This window comes from Actinomadura rudentiformis (genome assembly GCF_008923185.1).
Lineage (GTDB): Bacteria > Actinomycetota > Actinomycetes > Streptosporangiales > Streptosporangiaceae > Spirillospora > Spirillospora rudentiformis.
Map to the genome: position 1 here is coordinate 256,648 of NZ_WBMT01000009.1, position 21,159 is coordinate 277,806.

15 protein-coding genes are annotated in these 21,159 nt (G+C 69.9%); 7 read left to right on the forward strand and 8 right to left on the reverse strand.

Going from position 1 to position 21,159, the window contains the following annotated elements:
* Nucleotides 1–870 precede the first annotated feature (870 nt).
* Nucleotides 871–1,260 (reverse strand): hypothetical protein, encoded by a 390-nt coding sequence (locus tag F8566_RS20890; RefSeq protein ID WP_225993364.1) that lies wholly within the window; start codon nucleotides 1,258–1,260, stop codon nucleotides 871–873.
* Nucleotides 1,261–1,734: 474 nt separating this feature from the next.
* Between F8566_RS20890 and F8566_RS20895 the strand changes: the two genes are divergently transcribed.
* A complete protein-coding gene (locus tag F8566_RS20895) occupies nucleotides 1,735–3,357 on the forward strand; it encodes an XRE family transcriptional regulator (protein WP_151562321.1) in 1,623 nt (540 codons plus the stop codon).
* A gap of 8 nt (nucleotides 3,358–3,365) precedes the next feature.
* Complete coding sequence (locus F8566_RS20900) at nucleotides 3,366–4,007, forward strand: GNAT family N-acetyltransferase (protein ID WP_151562323.1); 642 nt, start codon at nucleotides 3,366–3,368, stop codon at nucleotides 4,005–4,007.
* Nucleotides 4,008–4,929: 922 nt separating this feature from the next.
* Here the strand turns inward: F8566_RS20900 and F8566_RS20905 are convergent.
* From F8566_RS20905 to F8566_RS20915, 3 genes are all read right to left on the reverse strand, one after another.
* Complete coding sequence (locus F8566_RS20905; protein ID WP_225993366.1) at nucleotides 4,930–5,703, reverse strand: class I SAM-dependent methyltransferase; 774 nt, start codon at nucleotides 5,701–5,703, stop codon at nucleotides 4,930–4,932.
* Nucleotides 5,704–5,742: 39 nt separating this feature from the next.
* Nucleotides 5,743–7,830 carry a prolyl oligopeptidase family serine peptidase gene (locus tag F8566_RS20910; RefSeq protein WP_151562325.1) on the reverse strand — a complete coding sequence of 696 codons (2,088 nt, stop codon included), beginning with the start codon at nucleotides 7,828–7,830 and terminating at the stop codon, nucleotides 5,743–5,745.
* Between the two features lie 84 nt (nucleotides 7,831–7,914).
* Complete coding sequence (locus F8566_RS20915; protein ID WP_151562327.1) at nucleotides 7,915–8,835, reverse strand: hypothetical protein; 921 nt, start codon at nucleotides 8,833–8,835, stop codon at nucleotides 7,915–7,917.
* A gap of 123 nt (nucleotides 8,836–8,958) precedes the next feature.
* On the opposite strand from F8566_RS20915, the gene F8566_RS20920 reads away from it, so the two are divergent.
* The 3 genes from F8566_RS20920 to F8566_RS20930 all read left to right on the forward strand — a co-directional run bounded on the left by F8566_RS20920 (nucleotide 8,959) and on the right by F8566_RS20930 (nucleotide 10,618).
* Nucleotides 8,959–9,546, forward strand: a complete 588-nt coding sequence (locus F8566_RS20920) for a DUF11 domain-containing protein (protein ID WP_151562329.1) — start codon at nucleotides 8,959–8,961, stop codon at nucleotides 9,544–9,546.
* A 297-nt stretch (nucleotides 9,547–9,843) separates the two neighbouring features.
* Nucleotides 9,844–10,353 carry an HNH endonuclease gene (locus F8566_RS20925; RefSeq protein WP_151562331.1) on the forward strand — a complete coding sequence of 170 codons (510 nt, stop codon included), beginning with the start codon at nucleotides 9,844–9,846 and terminating at the stop codon, nucleotides 10,351–10,353.
* A gap of 40 nt (nucleotides 10,354–10,393) precedes the next feature.
* On the forward strand, nucleotides 10,394–10,618 hold the full coding sequence (locus F8566_RS20930; RefSeq protein ID WP_151562333.1) for an FmdB family zinc ribbon protein: 225 nt from the start codon (nucleotides 10,394–10,396) through the stop codon (nucleotides 10,616–10,618).
* Between the two features lie 229 nt (nucleotides 10,619–10,847).
* Here F8566_RS20930 and ilvD read toward each other — a convergent pair whose 3' ends face one another.
* Both ilvD and F8566_RS20940 read right to left on the reverse strand, forming a co-directional pair.
* Nucleotides 10,848–12,695, reverse strand: a complete 1,848-nt coding sequence (ilvD, locus tag F8566_RS20935; protein ID WP_151562335.1) for a dihydroxy-acid dehydratase — start codon at nucleotides 12,693–12,695, stop codon at nucleotides 10,848–10,850.
* A gap of 360 nt (nucleotides 12,696–13,055) precedes the next feature.
* Nucleotides 13,056–13,862 carry a nuclease-related domain-containing protein gene (locus F8566_RS20940; protein ID WP_151562337.1) on the reverse strand — a complete coding sequence of 269 codons (807 nt, stop codon included), beginning with the start codon at nucleotides 13,860–13,862 and terminating at the stop codon, nucleotides 13,056–13,058.
* A 226-nt stretch (nucleotides 13,863–14,088) separates the two neighbouring features.
* Here F8566_RS20940 and F8566_RS20945 point away from each other — a divergent pair, with 226 nt between their 5' ends.
* Entirely contained in the window at nucleotides 14,089–15,528 is a 1,440-nt protein-coding gene (locus F8566_RS20945; protein ID WP_151562339.1) for an amidase, read from the forward strand.
* 42 nt (nucleotides 15,529–15,570) lie between these two features.
* Nucleotides 15,571–17,475, forward strand: coding sequence for a 4-alpha-glucanotransferase (malQ, locus tag F8566_RS20950; protein WP_151562341.1), 1,905 nt, complete (start codon nucleotides 15,571–15,573; stop codon nucleotides 17,473–17,475).
* Here the strand turns inward: malQ and F8566_RS20955 are convergent.
* Both F8566_RS20955 and pepN read right to left on the reverse strand, forming a co-directional pair.
* Nucleotides 17,459–18,448 (reverse strand): hypothetical protein, encoded by a 990-nt coding sequence (locus F8566_RS20955; RefSeq protein WP_151562343.1) that lies wholly within the window; start codon nucleotides 18,446–18,448, stop codon nucleotides 17,459–17,461. The genes malQ and F8566_RS20955 overlap by 17 nt on opposite strands.
* A 93-nt stretch (nucleotides 18,449–18,541) precedes the next feature.
* Nucleotides 18,542–21,082, reverse strand: coding sequence for an aminopeptidase N (gene pepN, locus F8566_RS20960; protein ID WP_151562345.1), 2,541 nt, complete (start codon nucleotides 21,080–21,082; stop codon nucleotides 18,542–18,544).
* Between the last annotated feature and the right edge of the window lie 77 nt (nucleotides 21,083–21,159).

Here is a 21,159-nt window from a genome sequence, read left to right on the forward strand (position 1 = left end):
GGCCGACCCCTAGCAGCCGCCACCCCGCTGTGGCCGCCGCCCCATGAGATCCACCGGAACGTTTGACCCCAACGGCACCGACCAGAGCCGCCGACCCCCTAGGGCCGCCGGCCGGGTTGGTTTGGCCGCTAGCCGTCGGCCTGTTGGGCCTTAGACCTTGGGGCCGCCAGCTCGTTTGAGCCGCCAGCCCGTTGTGGCCGCTAGGCCCTCTAGGGTCGCCTGCCTGTCGGAGCCGCCGACCCGTTTGAGCCGCTAGCCGTTGAGCTGTCAGCCCGTTGGTGCCGCTGACTGGTTGAGCCACCGGCTCCGTTGAGCCGCTGGCCCAGTTGGGCCTTAGGCTCCCGGGGTCGCCGGCCCGTTGGGGTCGCCGCCTGTCGGAGCCGCCGACCCGTTTGAGCCGCCAGCCGTTGAGCTGCTGGCCGTTGGGGCCCGCTGGCCGGCTCATCGGGGTCGCCGGCCGGTTGAGCCATCGGTCCGCTGGCCCTAGGCCCTGGGCCGCTGGCTCGTTGGGGCGGCTAGCCCGGTTGGGCCGCTAGCCGTTGGTGCCGCCGGTTCGTCGGGCTGCCGACCAGTTGAGCCACTGGCCCAGCTGAGCCACCGGCCCCGGTTGGGTCGCTAGCCCTGGGGCCGCCAGCCGTTGGGCCGCCAGCTTGTTGGGATCGCCGGCCCGTGGAGCCGCCGAACGGTTCGGGCTGCCAGTCCGGTTGGGCCGACGGATCGTTTGGGTCGGCTTGGCGCAGGGTGGGCGGTGAGTGTTCAGTTGGGATGGGGAAGCCGGGCGTGTCCTGTGCATGCACCGGAGGACGAACGTGTCCCGTGGGGCCCGGCTGCCGCGCCGTTCCGGCCGTGACCCCACGGGACACGCCCGGCTCATCGGTGGCCAGGCGGCCACTGTCTCGCGGTCAGGGGCGTGTGGGTCTCTCGACCCTGGACGCCGCGGCCGCGGGTGTCGACGCCGTGGTGTTCGAGGGTGCGCGTCTCGCGGCGGTAGGCCTGCAGGACGTGCGCCAGCTTGACCGCGGCGCCTTCCGGATCGTCCACCCGGTGCATGCGCTCCCCCCAAGACCACCAGAAGTAGTGATCGTGCGACTCCGGAGCGGGCGCGCACGTGACGTCCTCCGCCAGGCTCGCGGCCTCCGGGTTGACCACCCGTAGGAAGGCCGGACCCGAGCGGGTCCTGACCACACGGGCCACCAGGCCGCGCGTGTCAAGTTCGTGCTCCAGCTCCTCGAGGTAGCCGACGCGTCTGTCGCTGACCACCTGCGCACCCCCTCCGTCGATCGTGCTGCGAGGACTGCTCGGACGTTCCCGTGTGATCGAACTCTCTGAATGCACTTCGTTACTCGCGGCGAGAATCGCAACTCTCACGATGGTGGGTCAAGAGGGATGCCGCTCGCTGAAGTACGGGATTGCCCCACCTCAGGGGTAGGTTCACCCCACTCCGGTGGAGGATCCTCTACCCGGGGTCTAAAGGTGCCCGCGGAGCGCCTCGGTTTCGATGACAATGGCTTGGCCTGCCCCGTTGCGAGAGTTACGCTGCGTGCGCGAGAGATTATCTGTCGTGTCCATCTAGCACCGGTCGCCGTGGCCGGACGCGGGCCCCTTCCCCTTTAAAAGGGCCTGTTTCCGGGCTCAGCGGTGAGGAGGCCGGAAACGATGTCGGACCCCCCCCGGAAAGAAACGGACATAGCGCGCAGAATACGCGCGCATGGTCTGGCTCGAGGACGTTGCCCCGTGGAGATCGCAGCTGAGATCCACGATCAGTGCGGCCCTCTTTTCGGCACCAGCCGGGTCAAGGCGCACCGCCTTTCCCATGGTGTCGCATTGTCCGACATCGTCGCTCAGGTCCGGGCGCTGTACGAGGTCGACGGCAAGCCGTGTCCCCGGCTGGGGGAGACGCTGCTGTCGGCGTACGAGAGCGGCTACAAGCGTCCCGGTCCCGAGTACCTGCACTACCTCTGCGCCGTCTACCGCGTCGAGCCCGACGACCTCGGTTACCGGAGTCCCTGTATCTGCGGTCGCGGGCACGCGACCCGTCCCGAGACCGCCGCAGGCGCGAACGGGCGTGCGGTGGACCGGCCGGGCGAGTCGGGACCCGCGCGGCCGGCGGATCGGAGGGCGGCCGACCGGCGGGTCCCGGAGGAACCCGCCACGCTTGTGGGGTCGGTCGTCGTGCCCAGGCCGGACGACCGTCAGTGGATCTCAGTCAACGAAATGCGGGGGCATGACCGCGCCGAAGCCCCCATCTCCGTCGATGTAGGAGAGGAGGACATCGTGCTTCGTAGGACCCTTCTGCAGTTGCTGGCCGGAGCGGGCGTGGCGCTCGACGGGCAGTTCCTTGGGGCGGTGGACAACCTTCGTCGCAAGATGGACGACACCCTGGTCAGCGCCACAGTGTCACCGACCATGCTCGATCAGTGGGAGGAGACGACCCTGGGCTACGGCCAGCAATACCAGGCCACTCCGTCCCTGCGGATGTTGTGCGACGTACTGCTGGACTTCAGCGAAGTACGCCGCATGTGTGACAAGCGGCAGCCCGTCGAGCTTCAGGAACGGCTCTGCCGGATCGCCGCCCAGTTGTCCGGCCTGTCAGGTCTCATCATGATCAATCTGGGTGACCACCGGCTGGCCCGGTCGTTCTTCCGCACCGCGCGCACCGCCGCGGACGAGACGGGCGACCGGCAGTTGCGGGCGTGGGTGACGGTGCGGGAGTCCCTGGTGCCGATGTACTACGGCGATCCGCGTGAGGCGCTGCACCTGGCGCGCAAGGCGCAGGACCTCGCCGGGCGCACGCCCGGTGTCGCGGCGGCGATGGCTCCTGCGGTCGAGGCGCGCGCGCTCGGCCAGCTGGCGCTGCGCGGCCGCAGCGATGCCGCTCCGAGTGCCCGGCGTGCTCTCGTACGCGGACGTTCCGTCTTCGACCAGCTCTCGAAGACGCAGACCAGTGATCTGGCGTTCGGGTTCACCGACCGGCAGATGGCTTTCTACGAGGGTGACACCTTCACTAATCTCGGCGACCACCAGCATGGCGACGAGGTATTGAGTCACGCCCTCACGTTGTACTCGGCCACCGACTGGGTCGACATGACCCTCGTACGGCTTGACCGGGCGGCCTGCAAGCTGCACGCCGGCCACCCCGAAGCCGCCCTGAACGCGGGCCGGGACGCCATCCTGGAACTGCCCGACGAGCATCGCTCCGACATCCTGGTCCACCGTGCGCGCCAGCTCGGTGCGGCCGTCAACGCCAAACACGGAGAGATCCCCGCTCTCAAGGGCTTCTACGAGTCGCTCGCCGCACCCTCGGTGAAGAGCCCGACGAAGGAAACGCCTGCCGTCCCCCCCTCCGAGCAGGTCTGAGCGGCGCCATGGCACCGCAGGACGGCGACCCCCGGCGAAGCCGTCCCGAGTTCACCACTGGGGGAGTGGACAGCACCCGCGCAGGACTGGTCCGGCTCCAGCAGGAGCCGCCCATCTGGGCCTTCGGCGGCCTGCGCATCCGTCGGTACCGTGCCTCCGACCACGCCACCGTCCTCGAACTCCATCGAGAGGGGCTGGCCCAGGTGGGTCTGCGCCCCGGCGACGGCGTCTATTACGATCACGACTTCTTCCGAATGGAGGACATCTATCTCCGGAACGACGGGGAGTTCATCGTCGGCGAGCTCGACGGCACGATCGTCGCCATGGGCGGCCTTCGCCGCGCCGACCTTGTTCCAGGCGGCAGCGCGCGTGCGTTCGGCGGATACGCCCCTGGCGCGCCCAACCTCGACGCCGTCGAAATGGTCCGCCTACGCGTTCGCCCTGGCGTGCAACGCCGTGGTTTCGGCGCCGCCATCGTGCGTGCCCTGGAGCAACGCGCCGCCGAGTTCGGCTACCGCGTCCTCCGGGCCGACACCACCGAGCTCCAAGGCCCGGCGCTCAAGCTCTACCGCAACTTCGGCTGGAAGGAGACCCGCCGCGAGGTGATCGGCGGCATCGTCAACATCTACCTGGAGAAACGGCTGCGCTGATCGCTTTTCGGCCTTGACCCCCTGGCCTGGCGGCTCGGGGGTCAAACCGCAAAAGCGGCGGCCAAGCGAAGCTGGTCCTTTGAAAGGGCGGCTGGGCGGGGGTGTAGCAGGTGGGAGTGCGACATCGCTTTGCGATCTCTCGTGAAGCTTCGCCTTCGGGTCGCTTCACGACCCGTTAACCCGCTCGCGTGCGGGCTGATGTGTCCGCCTGGCACAACGGCAGTGTCTGCCTGACATGTAAGGGCTTGCCTGACATGTAACAGCTCCGCTGAGGGGAACAGCGGATGAGCCGCGGTGGTCACCCACCCGGCGGCGCGGCCCGGCAGGGGCCCACCGCGGCTCAATTGCCCCCACTCCCTTGCCCGCGCGCCCACCCTCCCGCGGTGGTCACCCGCCCGGCGGCGCGGCCATGCAGGGACCACTGCGGCTCAGTTGTCTCCACCTCCCCTAACCGCGACTCACCTTGCCCGCGGGGGTTATCTGCCCGGCGGCGCGGCCATGCAGGGGCCCAACGTGGCTCGGTTGTCCCCACTCCCTTGCCCGCGCCCCCACCCTGCCTGCGGTGGTTACCCCCCCGGCGGCGTGGCCCGGCCGGAGCCCACTGCGGCTCATTTGTCCCCATCCCCTTGCCCGCGCGCCCACCCTGCCTGCGGTGGTTACCTGCCCCGGCGGCGTGGCCCGGCAGGAGCCCACTGTGGCTCAGTTGTCTCTACCCCTGCCCGCGGGGGTTACCTGCCCCGGCGGCGTGGCCCGGCAGGAGCCCACTGCGGCTCATTTGTCCCCATCCCTTGCCCGCGCGCCCACCCTGCCTGCGGGGGTTACCCGCCCCGGCGGCGCGGCCATATAGGGGCCCACCTCGGCTCAATGTCTCCATCTGGCTGGTGTGCCGCCGCCACTTCCAAGGGGGTGCCCGGGCTCTGGATCAGTGCGACGCTGCCACGAGTTGCATTAGCGGGTAGCGGCGTTGTTTGAGGTCGGTGAAGCCGCGGTCGGTGAGGGCGCGGGTCACTTCGCGGTCGCCGAACATACGGACGCCGGAGAGGGTGCGGAGGAGTTCGCTGCTGAGGCGGCTCACGGGCAGGGGCGGGCGGCGGGTGGTGAGGATGATCAGGCGCCCGCCCGGCTTGAGTACGCGCGCCATGCTGTCGACGGCGGCCCAGGGGTCGTCGAAGAGGTAGAGGGCGCCGAAGCAGCAGACCGCGTCGAACGTGTCGGTGCGGAAGGGGAGGGCGACGGCGTTGCCACGGACGTAGGCGACGTCGCCGGTGCTGTCGGCGGCCGCGCGGGCGAGCATGCCGTGGGCCGCGTCGAGGCCGACGACCAGGCCGTTCTCCCCGACGCCGGCGGCCAGGGCGCGGGTGACGTTGCCTGGGCCGCAGGCGACGTCGAGGACGGTGGCGGCGGGTTTGCGCACGTCGCCGGGCTGGGCGAGGCCGAGCCAGTCGCGGGCGAGGGTGTGCTCGGCGGCGGTGTCGGGACCCACCGGCCAGCCCTTGGCGAGGTTGAAGCCGACCGGCCGCCAGACGCGTTCGTAAATCTGGGGCAGGAAGGTGGACTGCATGACCCGTTGGGCGATGGTCGGGGTGGGCTCGGCGGTGGGGCCGAGCACGTCGAGGTAGCCGTCGTGCAGGTCCGGCGGCGACTCCAGGAGGGCGCGGACACGTTCCTGGACGCCGGGGCGCAGCACTGAGCTCACCCCGCTATTCGACCACGGGTCAATTGACTCCGGCCATCGTCAGGGCCCGGATGTGACCGACGGCACGAGCCCGGTACGCGCGGCCATGAACGACAGCGTGTCCACCATCAGTCCGATCGAACGGGTGACCGAGCGGGCGTCATGGCCGACCTCCGCCTCGTTGCGGAGCAGGATCGGTGCGTCGCCGCTGGTGGCGTGCTGGAGCGCCGCGCACATCTTGCGGGCGTGCATCGGGTCGACACGGGTGTCGCTGTCGAAGACCGTGAAGAGCGTGGCCGGATAGGCGACTCCCTCGCTGACGTGGTGGTACGGGGAGTACGAGAGGAGCCATGTGAGTTCGGCGGGATCGGTGGCGGTGCCGTACTCGTCGTTCCAGGTCTCACCGAGGCCGAACTTCTCGTACCGGACCATGTCGAGCAGGGGCGCCGAGCAGACCACGGCGTCGTAGAGATCGGGGCGCTGGGTCAGGGCCGCGCCGACGAGCAGGCCGCCGTTGGAGCCGCCGGAGATCGCGAGCTTGCTCGCCAAGCCGTCGGCGCGCAGCTTCTCGGCGGCGGCGTGGAAGTCGTCGAACACGTTCTGCTTCTTGTCGCGCATGCCCGCGCGGTGCCATTCCTCGCCCTCTTCGGAGCCGCCGCGCAGGTTGGCGATCGCGTACACGCCGCCGGACTCGACCCAGGCGAGGATGCCCGCGGAGTACGCGGGGGTCAGGGGCACGTTGAAGCCGCCGTATCCGTAGAGGATCGTCGGGCGCGGCTCGGACGCGCCCGGCAGGGCGAGGACGAGCATGCGGACCTCGGTGCCGTCGTACGACTCGTACGTGATCTGCCGTGCCTCGACCTCGGGAACACTGACCGTGCCGGGTGCCGACGCCCACAGGGTGGTCTCACCGGTACGGGCGTCGTAGTGCATGACCGACGACGGCGTCACGTTGTCGGTGTAGCCGAACCACGCTTCGTGGCCGCCCTCGGGCCGTTCGATGATGCCGCCGATCGAGCCGAGACCCGGCATGGGCACCTCGCCGATCCGTTCACCCGTGGCCAGGTCGTGCACGGTGATCTCGCTGATCGCGTGCCGGGTCCAGCCCGCGAGGAGGATCGGCCGGTCCAGGTCGTCGAGGATCGCGTAGTCGCTGAGCACCGCCTCGGGATCCTGCGGGAGGAGGTCCCGCCAGTTCTCGAACGACGGGTCGGCGGGATCGGCGACGCAGAGCCGGGAACGGGGCGCGTCGCGGTCGGTGAAGATGTACGCGCGGCCGTCGCGTCCGACATAGAGGCCGGTCTCGGCGTCGACGCCCTCCTGGACGGCACGAAGGGCGGGACGTTCGGGCGGGGAGGCCGACAGGTCCGCGATCCACAGATCGTTGCGCGGCGCGGTGCCCTGGGACGAGCTGATCGTGAGCCACCGGCCGTCCCGGCTCACCGAGACGCCGTAGTAGTTGGTCTTGTCCATTCCCTCGCCGAAGACCAGGACGTCGTCGGTCTCGGGATCGGTGCCGACGCGGTGGAGGTAGACGCGCCGGTGGTACTGGTCCTCTCCCTCGGGCACCCCGTCGGCGGGCAGGCGGCGCACGTAGTAGTACGCCTCGCCGCCGGGCAGCCACGCGGTCGACGAGTAACGGCTCCGGTCGATCGGCCCCTCCACCATGTCACCGGTGGCCACGTCGATCACGTACAGCAGCGACTCCTCATCGCCGCCGTGCGATACCCGGTACGCCAGGCGCCGGCCTTCCTTGTCCGGCTGCCACCCGTCCAGCGTGGTCGTCCCCGCCGAGTCGAGCTCCATGGGGTCGAGCAAGGTCCGTTCGGTGCCGTCCGGGTCCACCGTGTAGAGCACCGGGTGCTCCTGACCGGCCGTTCGGCGGGTGAAGAACCGCCGTTCCCCCCGCCACACCGGCGAACCGACGCTGCCCGCCGCAAGCAGCTCACCGAGCCTGCGCCGCAACGCGTCACGTCCGGGAAGCTCGTCGACCGTGCGGTGGAACAGGTCGTCCTGCTCCGCCAGCCATTTCTCGGTGTCCTCGCCCTGCCGGTCCTCCAGCCACCGGTACGGATCGGCCACCCGGTGGCCGAAGAGGTCATCGACGATTTCCTGGCGCTGCGCGGACGGGTACTGCGGTCGGCTCATGGCTGGCACTGTAACGGCCCGGCCCGCGTCACCGGCCGCCCGATATCCGCGACGGGACTTGGTGGGTACGAGCGGAAGCCCCTGTCAGTTGAGATCGGGCATGTCGGCGACCAGTTCGGCGGGCGGGGCCGTGACGGGGGCGATACCCCAGTCGAAAAGGGTGACGGTGGTCTTGTCACGCGTCTTGGTGGGGGCCTCCACGCTGAACTTCAGCGGTACGTTCTGGGCGTCGGCCCAGATCTCGTAGGTGAGGGGCTTTCCTGCGACGGCCTTGAGCATGTTGGCCTTCAGCTTGGCGAGATCGGCATCGCTCAGTTTGGCCAGCTTGTCCACGGACGGGTCGTTCTTGACGCCCAGCCCCTTGGTCACCTGCTGGGCCAGCGCGACGTTCGAGGCGAGATATTTGCGCAGGTCGATCGTTTCGAGCGCCTTGGCCATGTCGATGCTGACCGTGTAGCGCTGCGCGGGCGTGTCGACGACCTTGTCGGTGACCGGGCCGGCCAGCGTGCCGCCCGAGGCCATCAGCGCCCTGTGCTGCTCGGTGTCGGCGATGCTGCTCATCGCGCCGACCAGGGCCACCATCAGCTTGGCGAGCGGGTTCTTGGAGTCGGCGGCGAAACGGATGAACGTCTTGCCGGGAGCCAGCTGCTCCTTGGGGTCCTTCTCCTCCATGAAGACGGCGTTCTTGGTCTTGATCAGCCGCAACGCCTTACCTTCGGAGGTCATTTTGATTTCGAGCGCGGGCGTGCCGTTCTCGGTGCTGACCGCGACGGTTCCCTGCGAGCCGTCGCCGGAGTCGACGTTCATCCTGACCGACTTCTTGTTCTTCAACTGGTTGTGCACCAGACCGGCGACCTCGGCGAGGGCGAGGGTCTTCGGAGCGGTCGAGGTGGAGGCCTTGGCGCCGGGTGTTCCCGAGCCGGAGCCCGCCGAGTCCGAGCCACCGCAGGCGGTGAGGGAGACGGCGACCAGACCGGCGATCGTGAGGGCGGAGAAATGTCGCACGCGAAGCTCTTTCCGGATGATTGGAGCAAAGTGGCATGTACTCGTATCAGATACGTGTCGCGCGAGCGGGGTCTCCGGTTGTCATGTGTGGCGAGATGAACCGACCCGCCATCTTCGGTAGAAGTGGCAGTGATCACTGAGCTCTTCGAGACGGGGGTTGAGATGAAGGGCATCATCGGGGACCGCCGCTGGCCGGCGCGCACCGCCGCCGGCGCGGTGGCGGGAATGTCGCTGCTGGTCATCACAGTGCCGGCGGACGCGCGAACGGGGCCCGGGGACACCGGAAAGATCGTGTTCAACTACTCGGCGCCGGACGTCGCCGACGCGGGCGACAAGGTCACCTGGCGCTGGACGATCAAGAACACCGGGGGTGAGGGCGTCGAGAAGGTGGTGCTCACGCACCGGCTGACTCCGAAACTGAAGGTCCGGGCCGTCAGCAAGCCCTGCGTCGTCGCGGAGACCTCGATCCAGTGCCGGTACGGCACGCTGAAGGCCGGGCAGAAGCGGCAGGGCACGCTGGCGGCCGAGTTGGCGCCCAGCACGTCGGGCACCGTCCAGATCAACGGCCGTGTGACCTGGCAACAGGGCCCGGCAGCGGACCAGGCCCCCAAGAACGGGGCCGCACAGCCGCCCGCCGACGCTCCGGCGACCAACGTCCAGCCCCCAGCGGGGCAACCCATCACGCCAGGAGCCGTCCCCGCACCTCAATGAGGTGCGGGCACGCACCGTGTCCTCACCAACGATCACGGTCTACCGCTTCTGGGCTTCCTCCATCACTTTCTGTGGTGGAGGAAGCCATTTGCGTTCGATCTCGTGCGCGATTGGGGATTATTGGGGTAGCGGACGGCCTTCTCAGGCGCCACACTGATTTCGGGTTCGGTTCGCCCCTGGGGAGGTCCTCATGGCGGGTGCGCAGGTGCCGGAGACAATAATCGGGCCTCGGTGGGAGGCGCGCAGATGCGCGTCCGCCGAGGCCAAAGGGAAGCACGCCCCGGTGGAGGGCGTCTGATGCGACAAGTCCTCCTCCTGAACGCGACGTACGAACCACTCACCACGCTTCCGCTCCGGCGGGCGGTCTGCCTCGTGCTCCGGGAGAAGGCCGACGTCGTTCATCACGACACCTCGGGCGCGGTCCTCCATGCGGCGACGATGTCGATCGAGGTCCCCTCCGTCATCCGGCTCCGCCGTTACGTCCGCATCCCGTACCGCACCCGCGTTCCCCTGACCCGGGCCGCCCTCATGCGGCGCGACAACTTCCGTTGCGCCTACTGCGGCCGCCGGGCCGAGACGATCGACCACGTCCACCCGCGCAGCCGCGGCGGCAAGCACGTCTGGGAGAACTGCGTCGCCTCCTGCATGTCCTGCAACCACCGCAAGGCCGACCGCCTGCTCGAAGAGCTCGGCTGGACCCTCAGCATCACCCCCGGCGTGCCCCGAGGCGCCCACTGGCGCCTGATCGGCGTCATCCACGACGGCGACCCCCAATGGGCCGCCTACGTCACAGAACCAGCTGCCTAGCGTCCCCCGCCCTAAGGCGCGATGCCCGTATCCTTGGCTTGTGCCACGTTATGACTACCGCTGCCGTGCGTGCGGGGCGACCTTCGAGGTGTCCCGCCCGATGATCCAGGCCTCCGACCCGGCCTCCTGCCCGGAAGGCCACGACGACACGGTCAAACTGCTCTCCACGGTCGCCGTCACCGGCTCCGGCAAGGCCAGCGCGCCCGCGCCGCGCCCGAGCTCGGGCGGCGGCGGTGGCTGCTGTGGAGGCGGCTGCTGCGGCTGACCCCGGCCGTCGCCACCCCGCAACTGCCTCAGCCCGCACGCGAGCGCGTTAACGGGTCGTGAAGCGAGCCGGAGGCGAAGCTTCACGAGAGATCGCGAAGCGATGCCGCGCTCCCACCCGCTACACCCCCCGCCCAACCGCCCTTTCAAAGGACAAGCTTCGCTTGGCCGCCGCTTTTGCGGTTCGGGGTCCGAGCCGCCAGGCGAGGACCCCGAGGCCGCGAAAGCAATTAATAGAGCTGGTTGACGTCTCTGGCGGCGCCTGTGGAGGCCGAGGTCGCCATGGCGGCGTAGGCCTGGAGGGCGGCGGAGACGGGGCGCTGGCGGTTTCGGGGGCGGTAGCCGCCGTTGGCCAGGAGCTTGTCGCGGCGGGCGGCGAGGGTGTCCTGCGGGACGTCCAGATCCAGGACGCGGCGGGGGATGTCGATGACGATCCGGTCGCCGTTCTCGACCAGGGCGATCACGCCGCCGGCGGCGGCCTCGGGGGAGGCGTGGCCGATGGACAGACCCGAGGTGCCGCCGGAGAAACGGCCGTCGGTGATCAGGGCGCAGGCCTTGCCGAGGCCGCGGCCCTTCAGGAAGCTCGTCGGGTAGAGCATCTCCTGCATGCCGGGGCCGCCCTTCGGGCCCTCGTAGCGGATGACGACGACGTCGCCTTCGGTGACCTTGCCGCCGAGGATGCCCTCGACCGCGTCGTCCTGGCTTTCGAAGACCACGGCGGGGCCCTCGAAGGTCCAGAGCTCCTCCTCGACACCGGCGGTCTTCACGATGGCGCCGTCGGGGGCGATGTTGCCGTAGAGGACGGCCAGGCCGCCGTCGGTGGTGTAGGCGTGCTCGGCGTCGCGGATGCAGCCGTTCTCGCGGTCGAGGTCCAGCTCGTCCCAGCGGGCGCTCTGGCTGAACGCGGAGGTGCTGCGGACGCCGCCGGGGGCCGCGTGCCACAGCTCGCGGGCCTCGGGCGTGATCTCCGGGGAACGCACGTCCCAGGCCGCCAGGTGCTCGGGGAGCGAGGACGAGTGGATCGAGGTGACCTGGCGGTGCAGGAGACCGGCCCGGTCGAGCTCGCCGAGGAGGGCGGGGATGCCGCCGGCGCGGTGGCAGTCCTCGACGTGGTACTTGCCGGTCGCGGGCGCCAGCTTGCAGATGCAGGGGACGCGCCGGGAGAGCTCGTCGATCTCCTTGAGGCCGAAGTCGACGCCGCCTTCGACGGCGGCGGCCAGCAGGTGCAGGATCGTGTTGGTCGAGCCGCCCATCGCGATGTCGAGGACCATGGCGTTCTCGAACGCGTCCTTGGTCGCGATGTTGAGCGGGAGGACGCTCTGGTCGTCCTGCTCGTAGTAGCGGCGGGCGATCTCGACCACGGTCCGGCCGGCGTCCTGGTAGAGCGCCTTGCGGGCGGTGTGGGTCGCCAGGATCGTGCCGTTGCCGGGGAGGGACAGGCCGATGGCCTCGGTCAGGCAGTTCATCGAGTTGGCGGTGAACATGCCCGAGCAGGAGCCGCAGGTCGGGCAGGCGTTCTCCTCCATCTCGGCGAGGGTCTCCTCGGACACCGACTCGTCGGCGGCGGCGATCATGGGGTCGATCAGGTCGAGCTTGTTGCCGTTGTGCACGCCGCTGACGGGCTTGCCGGCCTCCATCGGGCCGCCCGACACGAAGACCGTGGGGATGTTGAGGCGGAGCGCCGCCAGCAGCATGCCCGGGGTGATCTTGTCGCAGTTGGACACGCAGATCACCGCGTCGGCGCAGTGGGCGTTGACCATGTACTCGACCGCGTCGGCGATCAGCTCGCGCGAGGGCAGCGAGTAGAGCATGCCGCCGTGGCCCATGGCGATGCCGTCGTCGACCGCGATCGTGTTGAACTCCCGGGGGATGCCGCCGGCCTCGCGGACCGCGCCCGCGACCACGTCGCCGACCTCGCGCAGGTGCACGTGGCCCGGGACGAACTGGGTGAAGCTGTTGGCCACGGCCACGATCGGCTTGCCGAAGTCCTCCCGCGCCACGCCCGTGGCACGGAGCAGGGCGCGCGCGCCCGCCATGTTCCTGCCGTGGGTGACCGTACGTGACCTGAGCGGGGGCATAGGGACCTCTCCCAACATCTGCGAGCCGTACCCAAGATCGTATGCGTTGATCAGGGCTTTTGATGGATGTCGCAGCGGCGGATCGCGGCGCTGCCATGCCGGCCCGGCAGAGGTCCTGGGGGGTCGGCGTCGACTCATCCGAGCTTACCAACCTGGGGGAACAGAAAACGCCGGGGGCGGGAGCCGCGCCCTGCCGGCGTTGGGGAGACGCGGACACCGAGGAAGGTGGAGCGGGCACCCCGCCGTGCGAGGTGCCCCTCCGGCTCCGGTACCCACGAGGGGTTTCCGATCGCTGGGGGCTCGTCGTTGAGCCGTCCGACGCGGCTGCGCCGGCTTGTCAGGCTGCCTGGCCGCGCCGGGTCAGGCCGCTTCCTGTTCCTGTGGATACTTCGGGGGCAGCGCCTTCTCAGCGGCCTTGAAGATCCGCTGAACGTCGGTCTCGGTCAGGACCTTGGGCCGCCGGCGCAGGTAGCCCTTGGCCCGGTTGCCCGCGTAGACGTCCACGTCCCGGACCCGCATGACCTTCCACGGGATGGACGGGCCGTAGATCGCCACGGACGCCTGCACCGGCACCTCGAAGCCGACTCGCTCCTCGAGGGCCTTGGCCGCCTGCTCGGCCTCCCACCGCGCCTCGTCCAGCCGGTCCTTCTTGTTGAAGGGCCCGTGGAAGAGCTTGCGGTGCGAGAGGGTCCGCACCGGAAGGCGCTTGTCCCATTTCTCCGAGTCGATGGCGTAGACGCCGCTCGGGCCGATCACCAGGTGATCGATCCGGCCGTCGCTGACGCCCTCGTCGTCCATCGGGACGGCGCGCGCGTGCAGGACGAGATACCCGTTCTTCTGCAGGGCCTTGAGCTGCCGCTCCGTGCGTCGCTCGGCGGCTGACGACTTCTGCCAGGCCGTGACGCTGGAGTTCATGCGGGCCTTGCGGACCGTGTCGACGATGACCGCCACGACCGCGGCGGTGATCCCGATCCTGATGTCGAAGACGACGGCGAAGAGCACGCCGATGACCAACGCGACGGCGCCGCGTACGATCCATCGGCGGATCTGGGGGTTGTTGAGCATGTCACCGTAGGTTTGTGGCTGCTGGTCGACACCGCGTTTGAGGGGTGTCTCATGGGGCTGACCACGAGCCTCCTGGCTATTGCCCCGCTCCATGATGGCCATGAGCTACGCTCCGTATCCCTTTCTCGCGGGAAGCATGATCCTCTGTGCGCAGAGTAATGATTCCAGCGGTTGGCGACTAGTCATGTCGGGTTAATACTTTTGTCGCCGCGACTGGGTGGTTCACGGGTGTGGTGTCCGGGTAGGTTTGTTTCTATCCCCTCTTCTTCGGCGTACCTTCGGATGCCATCTTTGATGCTCGCGCATCCGGCGTCTACCGTTCGGCGGTGTGACGCATACCCATGACCTCACCGCCCACGCCCTCGCCGCGGCCGTCCGCGCACGGGATCTTTCCCCGGTCGAGATCGTCGATCACTATCTGGAACGCATTGAGCGGGTAAATCCCCAGGTCGGCGCCTATATCACGGTGACCGCGGAGCTCGCCCGGGAGCAGGCCGTCCGGGCCGAGAAGCAGGTGATGGACGCCTCGGATCCCGCGACGCTGCCGCCCCTCCACGGGGTGCCGGTGCCGATCAAGGACCTGAACATGGTGAACGGCGTGCGAGTTACTCTTGGATCGGAAGTTTTTGCCGATCTGACCGGTTTCGCCGACGACAATGTTGTGGTACTGCTCAGGCAAGCGGGCTCTGTCCTTTTGGGCAAGACCTCCACACCCGAATTCGGTCTTCCCTGTTATACGGAAAATGCGGTGGCGCCGCCCGCCCGCACTCCCTGGGATCTGTCCCGATCGGCGGGTGGCTCCAGCGGCGGCGCGGCCGCGGCGGTCGCCGCCGGGCTGGCGCCGGTCGCGCAGGGCAGCGACGGCGGCGGCTCCATCAGGATCCCCAGCAGCGCCTGCGGCCTCTTCGGCATCAAGCCCACCCGCGGCAGGATCTCGCAGGGTCCGATCGTCCCCGACCTGTTCGGTCTGGCGACGAACGGCCCGATCGCCCGGACCGTGCGCGACGCCGCCATGCTCCTGGACGTCATGGCCGTCCCCATGCCCGGCGACCTCTACCGGGCGCCCGCCGTCGAGGGGACGTTCCTGGAGTACGCCGACCGCCCGCCCGGCCGTCTCAAGATCGCACGCAGTATCGAGCCGGCCGTCCCCGGGGCCGAGGTCCATCCCGACTGCGTCGCCGCCTATGACGCCGCCACGGCGTTGCTGGTCGAACTCGGCCACGAGGTCGTCGAGCTGCCCACGGTGCTCGGACCCGACCTCGTGCCGCACTTCGAGCTGCTGTGGGGCGTCATGGCCACGCTCACGCCCGTTCCCCCCGAATCGGAGCATCTCCTCCAGCCGCTCACCCGCTGGTTGCGCGAGCGCGGCGACGCCACGTCCGCCCCTGACCTCTTCCGGGCGCACGCCCTGCTCCAGGCCGCCCTCCGCGCCGCGTTCCCGATCATGAACGAGTACGACGCGATCCTGCACCCGACCCTCGCCCAGCCGCCGGCGCCCATCGGGTACTTCCACGATCAGGAGCCCGCCGAGAACTTCGAACGCCAGAAGCGCTTCACCCCGTTCTGCGCCGCGTACAACATCTCCGGGCAGCCCGCCGTCAACGTCCCGCTGCATTGGACGGACGGCGATGAGAACGGGCAGAGCCTTCCGATCGGCGTGATGCTCGCCGGGCGCCTGGGCGGCGAGGGCACGCTGATCTCCCTCGCCGCCCAGCTGGAGGAGGCCCGTCCCTGGATCGACCGCAAACCTGCAGTGTGGGAGGCCTGAAGTCCCCGGCATCGGTCCGGCTTCTCGGGGAATGGTCGGAGCGTGGTGGACGAGGATCTGAACTCCCTGGCCGAGGCGCACAGCGTCTCCACTCGCTACACCGACTGGCGCGGCCACGAGACTGCGGTCTCCCGCGACACCCTCGTGGCCGTGCTGGCCGCCCTGGGCGTGGACGCGTCGAGCCCAGCGGCGGTACGGGACGAGCTGGCGCGCCTGAGAGCGCACGAACGGGCCGCCCCCGCTTCGCCGGCTGCCTTCGCCCTGCCGGCCACCGCCGCCCCGCCGTCCACGCCCGAGCGCCTTGCTCAGACCCCGCGAGCCTGGGGGTTCACGGTGCAGCTGTACTCCGTGCGTTCCGGCCGCTCATGGGGGATGGGGGACCTTCGCGACCTGGCCGATCTCGCGTCCTGGAGCGGAGGGCTGGGCGCGGGATTCGTCCTGGTCAACCCACTGCACGCGACCGAGCCCGCGCCGCCGATCGCACCGTCGCCCTACTCGCCGATGAGCCGCCGCTTCGCGAGCCCGCTCTACCTGCGGGTGGAAGACGTTCCGGAGTACGCCGGCCTGCCCGCCCTGGAACGGGAACGCGTCGCGCATCTGGCGGCCCTGGGCGAACGCGGCGAGACCATCGACCGCGACGCCGTCTGGGCGGCCAAGCAGACGGCGCTCGAACTGATCTACCGGCTGCCGGGCTCTGCCTCCCGGCAGCAGGCTTACGAACGGTTCCGCGAACGTGAGGGCTCGTCCCTGACCGCCTTCGCGACGTGGTGCGCGCTGGCCGAGGAGCAAGGGACCGACTGGCGCCGCTGGCCCGTGGAACTGCGCGACGCGGACAGCTCCGCCGTGACCATGGCCGCCCAGCGGCTCGCCGACCGCGCCGGCTTCCACACATGGTTGCAGTGGCAGCTCGACGAGCAGCTCGGGCACGCGCAGGAGGCGGCACGCGCCGCCGGAATGCCGATCGGGATCGTGCACGATCTCGCGGTGGGCGTCAGCCAGGGCAGCGCCGACGCGTGGATGTACAGGTCGCTGTTCGCGCACGGCATCAGCGTCGGCGCGCCACCGGACGAGTTCAACCAGCGCGGCCAGGACTGGGGCCAACCGCCCTGGCACCCCCGGCGGCTCGCGGAGGCCGGCTACGCCCCGTTCCGAGAGATGCTGGCGGCGGCGCTCCGGCACGGCGGCGGGCTGAGGCTGGACCACGCCATGCAGGTGTCCCGGCTCTGGTGGGTGCCCGAGGGGCGCTCCCCGGCCGAGGGCACGTACGTCTCGTACGACCGGAACGCCCTGCTCGCCTGTCTCGTCGCCGAGGCGGCCCGGACCGGCGCCGTGATCATCGGGGAGGATCTCGGCACGGTCGAGCCGGGCCTGCGCGAGGACCTTGCCCGGCGCGGGATCCTCGGCACCTCGCTGCTCTGGTTCGAACGCGACGGGAAGGGCTGTCCCCGCAGGCCGGAGCGGTGGCGTGAGCTCTCCCTTGCCACCGTCGGCACGCACGACATGCCGCCGATCACCGGCATTCTGCACGGCGACCACCTCGACCTCCGTGCCCGCCTCGGCCTGCTCACCAGGGAGCTGGAGGTCGAGGAGGACGAGCACCGGCGAGGGCTCGCGGACTGGCTCGACCTGCTGCACGCCGAGGGGCTGCTCCAGGTGCCGCCCACCACGATCATGAAGGCGCTCGACCAGGGCTCCACCGAGTACGACGAGCAGGTGGTGGCGGCGTTGCACGGTTTCCTGGCCCGTACGCCCGCCCGTCTCCTCGGGATCTCGCTCGCCGACGCCGTGGGGGAACGCCGCACCCAGAACCAGCCCGGCACGACCGACGAGTACCCCAACTGGCGCGTCCCCCTGGCCGGCGCCGGAGGCGATCCCGTCCACATCGACGACCTGCCCGGGCACCGCGGCGTCGAGACCGCGATCGAACCGCTCAGAGACTGGCGGTGATGCGGGTGGTGACCTCGCGCAGCAGCCCGTCCGGCACGATCGGCGCCCCGGCGATCGCCGAGAAGATCGCGGGCAGCCCGGGCAGCGGGTAGCCGCCGTCCGTGGCGCCGTCGAGCGCCGCCTTTCCGAGAGGCTGGTGGCGCAACGAGGCCCGCGAGCGCGCCCAGGCCGTCTCGACCTCCTCCGGCGACGGCACCCCGAAGCCGTGCCCGACCGGAGCCGCGTGCCGCAGCCTGACCAGGGCGCTGTCGGTGAAGTCGGCCGCGAGCTTGCAGCGGGCGGTGAGGCGCGCCCGCACCGGTTCGTCGATCCGGGACATCACCGAGCAGGGGGTACGGCAGCGGGCGGCGCAGTCGCCGAGGGCCTGGGAGACCTGGCTGTGCTGGCGGTCCAGGTAGGCGCGCCATCCCGGGCCCGGCTCGTTCGAGACCCGCAGCGTCCGTTCGCACGCGGAACGTTCCGGCCGGGTGTGATCGCAGAGCCGTGCGGACCCGGGCTCGATCGGCACGCCGAACCGGCTGCCCTCCCCGGTCACCGCGGTGCCGATCAGCGCCGGGTCGCCGGCGTGGCCGAGGACCGGCTCCCAGGCGAGCATGGGCAGGTATTCGCTGGCGATGTGGACGGCCGCGACGAGCGCGGCCATCTCCCGGCGGCGCCACCGGATCTCGATGACCTCGAGAAGGAGCGCGTACGCCGGCCGCAGGCTGGCCAGGGCCCCGCGCGGCTGTTCCTTCGGCGTCTGCGGCATCCTGCTGGCCCGCGCGCGGTCCAGCAGATCCTTGGGCACCTCGCCGACGTCCTCGGGCATGCCGAAGTCCTCGGCGTCCAGGTCGAGGACGCGCTGCCCGAAGGCGCAGAGCGCCGCCAGCGGCGCCACCTGCTCCTTGGGCACGGCGAGGGGCGTGAGCGCCTCGATGTCACCGAACGCGCAGCGGCCGGCCAGCACCTTCAGAACGTCCCGCGCAGTCTCCACATCCACCCCTTCGCCCGGGACCCCTGTGACCATGCCCTCGACTTGGCAACGATCGCATGATCACAGGGGTTTCCGTGGGTCACCAGACGCGCACTAGGTGGCCGACGCGTCCTTGGCGCGTGCGCGCAGGGCGCGGGCGACGCCGTCGCGGCCCTCCGAGAGCAGCCGGAGCAGCGCGGCCGGCGGCTCGTTCTCAGCGATGTAGGCGTCGGTCCTGTCGATCGTGCCCTGCTCGATGATCAGGTAGGGGTAGGCGACCTCGGCGAACGTCTGGGACATGTCGCTGCTCCACTCCTTCCAGATCCGGCCGACCTCGGCGAAGTACCGGTCCGCGTACGGCCGCAGCAGCTCCAGGTGGTCGGGCTCGGTGAACCCGCCCAGCGTCGCCCTGAACACCGCGTTCGGCAGCTCACCGGAGACGATCTTCTCCCAGGCCGCAGCCTTGGCCTCGGCCGTGTTGATCGCCGCGTTGCAGGCCGCCGCGTGGCGTTCGCCCGCCGCGGTCGCGTCGCGGGCGAGCTCGGCGTCGATCTCCGGCACGCCGGCCCTGCCCATGACGACCAGGCGGCGGAGCAGCGCCCAGCGCAGCTCGGTGTCGACCTTCAGCCCCTCCAGGACCGTGGAGCCGTCGAGCAGGCCGGCGACATAGGCCAGGTGGGCGTCGTTCGCCGCGACCGCCGTGAAGGCCTGCACGTAGGCGAGCTGGAAGTCCGAGCCCGCTTCGGCCTGCTGCGCCAGTTCGAGGAGGGAGTCGGCCATCAGCTCCAGGCCCTGGGGCTGCCACCCCGGGTCGCCGTACTGCCTGACGGCCGTCCGGGCCTGGCGCAGCAGCGTCTGCGCCACCGAGATGTCGGTGACGCCGCGGATACCGCTGACGACGAGCTTGACGTAGTCGCGGGTGGCCATCTCGGCGTCCCGGGTCATGTCCCACGCGGCCGACCAGCACAGTGCCCGTGGCAGGCCGTCCTTGATCTCGCCGATGCCCTCGACCAGCGTGCGCAGCGAGTGCTCGTCCAGCCGGATCTTGGAGTACGTGAGGTCGTCGTCGTTCACCAGAACCAGGTCGGGGCGCTTCTTGCCGACGAGCTCGGCGACGGCGGTCCGGCCCCCGATGATGTCGAGCTCGACCCGCTCACGCCGGATGATCCCGTCGCCCACGCGGTCATAGAGGCCGATCGCGACGCGATGCGAGCGCAGCGTCGGGTAGTCGGGCTTGGCCTCCTGGAGGATGTCGAACGAGGTGAAGTTGCCGTCGCCGTCGACCTCGTAGACCGGGCGGAGCGTGTTGACCCCGGCGGTCTCCAGCCACTCCTTCGACCAGGAGGCCAGGTCGCGGCCGGACGTCTCCTCCAGCGCGTCCAGCAGGTCGGACAGGACCGTGTTGCCCCACGCGTGCCGCTGGAAGTACCGCCGCACGCCCTCCAGGAAGTTGTCGCGGCCGACGTAGGCGACCAGCTGCTTCAGGACGCTGGCGCCCTTGGCGTAGGTGATGCCGTCGAAGTTGACCTCGACCGCCCGGATGTCGGGGATGTCGGCGGAGATCGGGTGCGTGGACGGCAGCTGGTCCTGGCGGTAGGCCCAGGCCTTCATCAGGTTGGCGAACGTCGTCCAGGAACTGGTCCACTTGGTGGCCTCGGCCTGGCAGAGCACGCTCATGTACGTGGCGAACGACTCGTTCAGCCACAGGTCGTCCCACCAGCGCATGGTGACCAGGTCACCGAACCACATGTGCGCCATCTCGTGCAGGATCGTCTCGGCGCGCCGCTCGTACGCCGCATCCGTCACCCGCGACCGGAAGACGTAGTCCTCCAGGAACGTGACGGCGCCGGCGTTCTCCATGGCGCCCGTGTTGAACTCGGGCACGAAGAGCTGGTCGTACTTGCTGAACGGGTACGGCTGGTCGAAGACCTTCTCGAAGAAGTCGAAGCCCTGCCGGGTGACGTCGATGATCGCGTCGGCGTCCAGGTGCTCGGCCAGCGAGGCGCGGCAGAAGACACCCAGCGGGATGACGCTGCCGTCCGCGCGCCGGTACTCGTCGGTGACCACGTGGTAGGGCCCGGCGATCAGCGCGGTGATGTAGGTCGACATCTTCGGCGTCGGCGGGAAGTGCCACGTCCCCGTGCGCACCCCGTTGACATCGAAGGCCTCGTTCGTGATCACCTGCCAGCCGCTCGGCGAGGTCACGCTCAGCTCGAACGTGGCCTTGAGGTCGGGCTGGTCGAAGCAGGTGTACATCCGGTGCGCGTCGGCCGTCTCGAACTGCGTGTAGAGGTACACGCTCTGGTCGACGGGGTCGACGAAGCGGTGCAGCCCCTCGCCGGAGCGGGAGTACGTGGCGTCGGCGACGACGCGCAGCTCGTTGTCGGCGGCCAGCGAGGGCAGCGGGATACGGCCCTTCTCGGCGTCATAGGTGCCCGGGTCGAGCGCGGTTCCGTTGAGCGTGACCTCACGCACCACGGCGCCGTGCAGATCGACGAAGGTCGAGGCCCCCGGCTCGGCGCAGCCGAACCGGATGAGGGTGGTGGAGCCGAAGCGCTCCTCACCGGTGGTCAGGTCCAGCTCCACCGCGTACGACTCGACGGTGAGCAGCCGGGCCCTTTCCCGCGCCTCGTCGCGCGTGAGGTTGCCTGCCACATGTACTCCTTGGTCGTCATAAACCTGGGGTCGTCATAAACCTGGCTCCCCCATGTCTACCAACCTGCCGGGGGCCA

What these genes read in the sequence shown, in the direction of transcription:
- F8566_RS20900 (WP_151562323.1), top strand. Translation starts at nt 3,366, where the DNA reads ATGGCACCGCAGGACGGCGACCCCCGGCGAAGCCGTCCCGAGTTCACC.
- F8566_RS20910 (WP_151562325.1), bottom strand. Translation starts at nt 7,830, where the DNA reads ATGAGCCGACCGCAGTACCCGTCCGCGCAGCGCCAGGAAATCGTCGAT.
- F8566_RS20925 (WP_151562331.1), top strand. Translation starts at nt 9,844, where the DNA reads ATGCGACAAGTCCTCCTCCTGAACGCGACGTACGAACCACTCACCACG.
- ilvD (WP_151562335.1), bottom strand. Translation starts at nt 12,695, where the DNA reads ATGCCCCCGCTCAGGTCACGTACGGTCACCCACGGCAGGAACATGGCG.
- F8566_RS20940 (WP_151562337.1), bottom strand. Translation starts at nt 13,862, where the DNA reads ATGGCCATCATGGAGCGGGGCAATAGCCAGGAGGCTCGTGGTCAGCCC.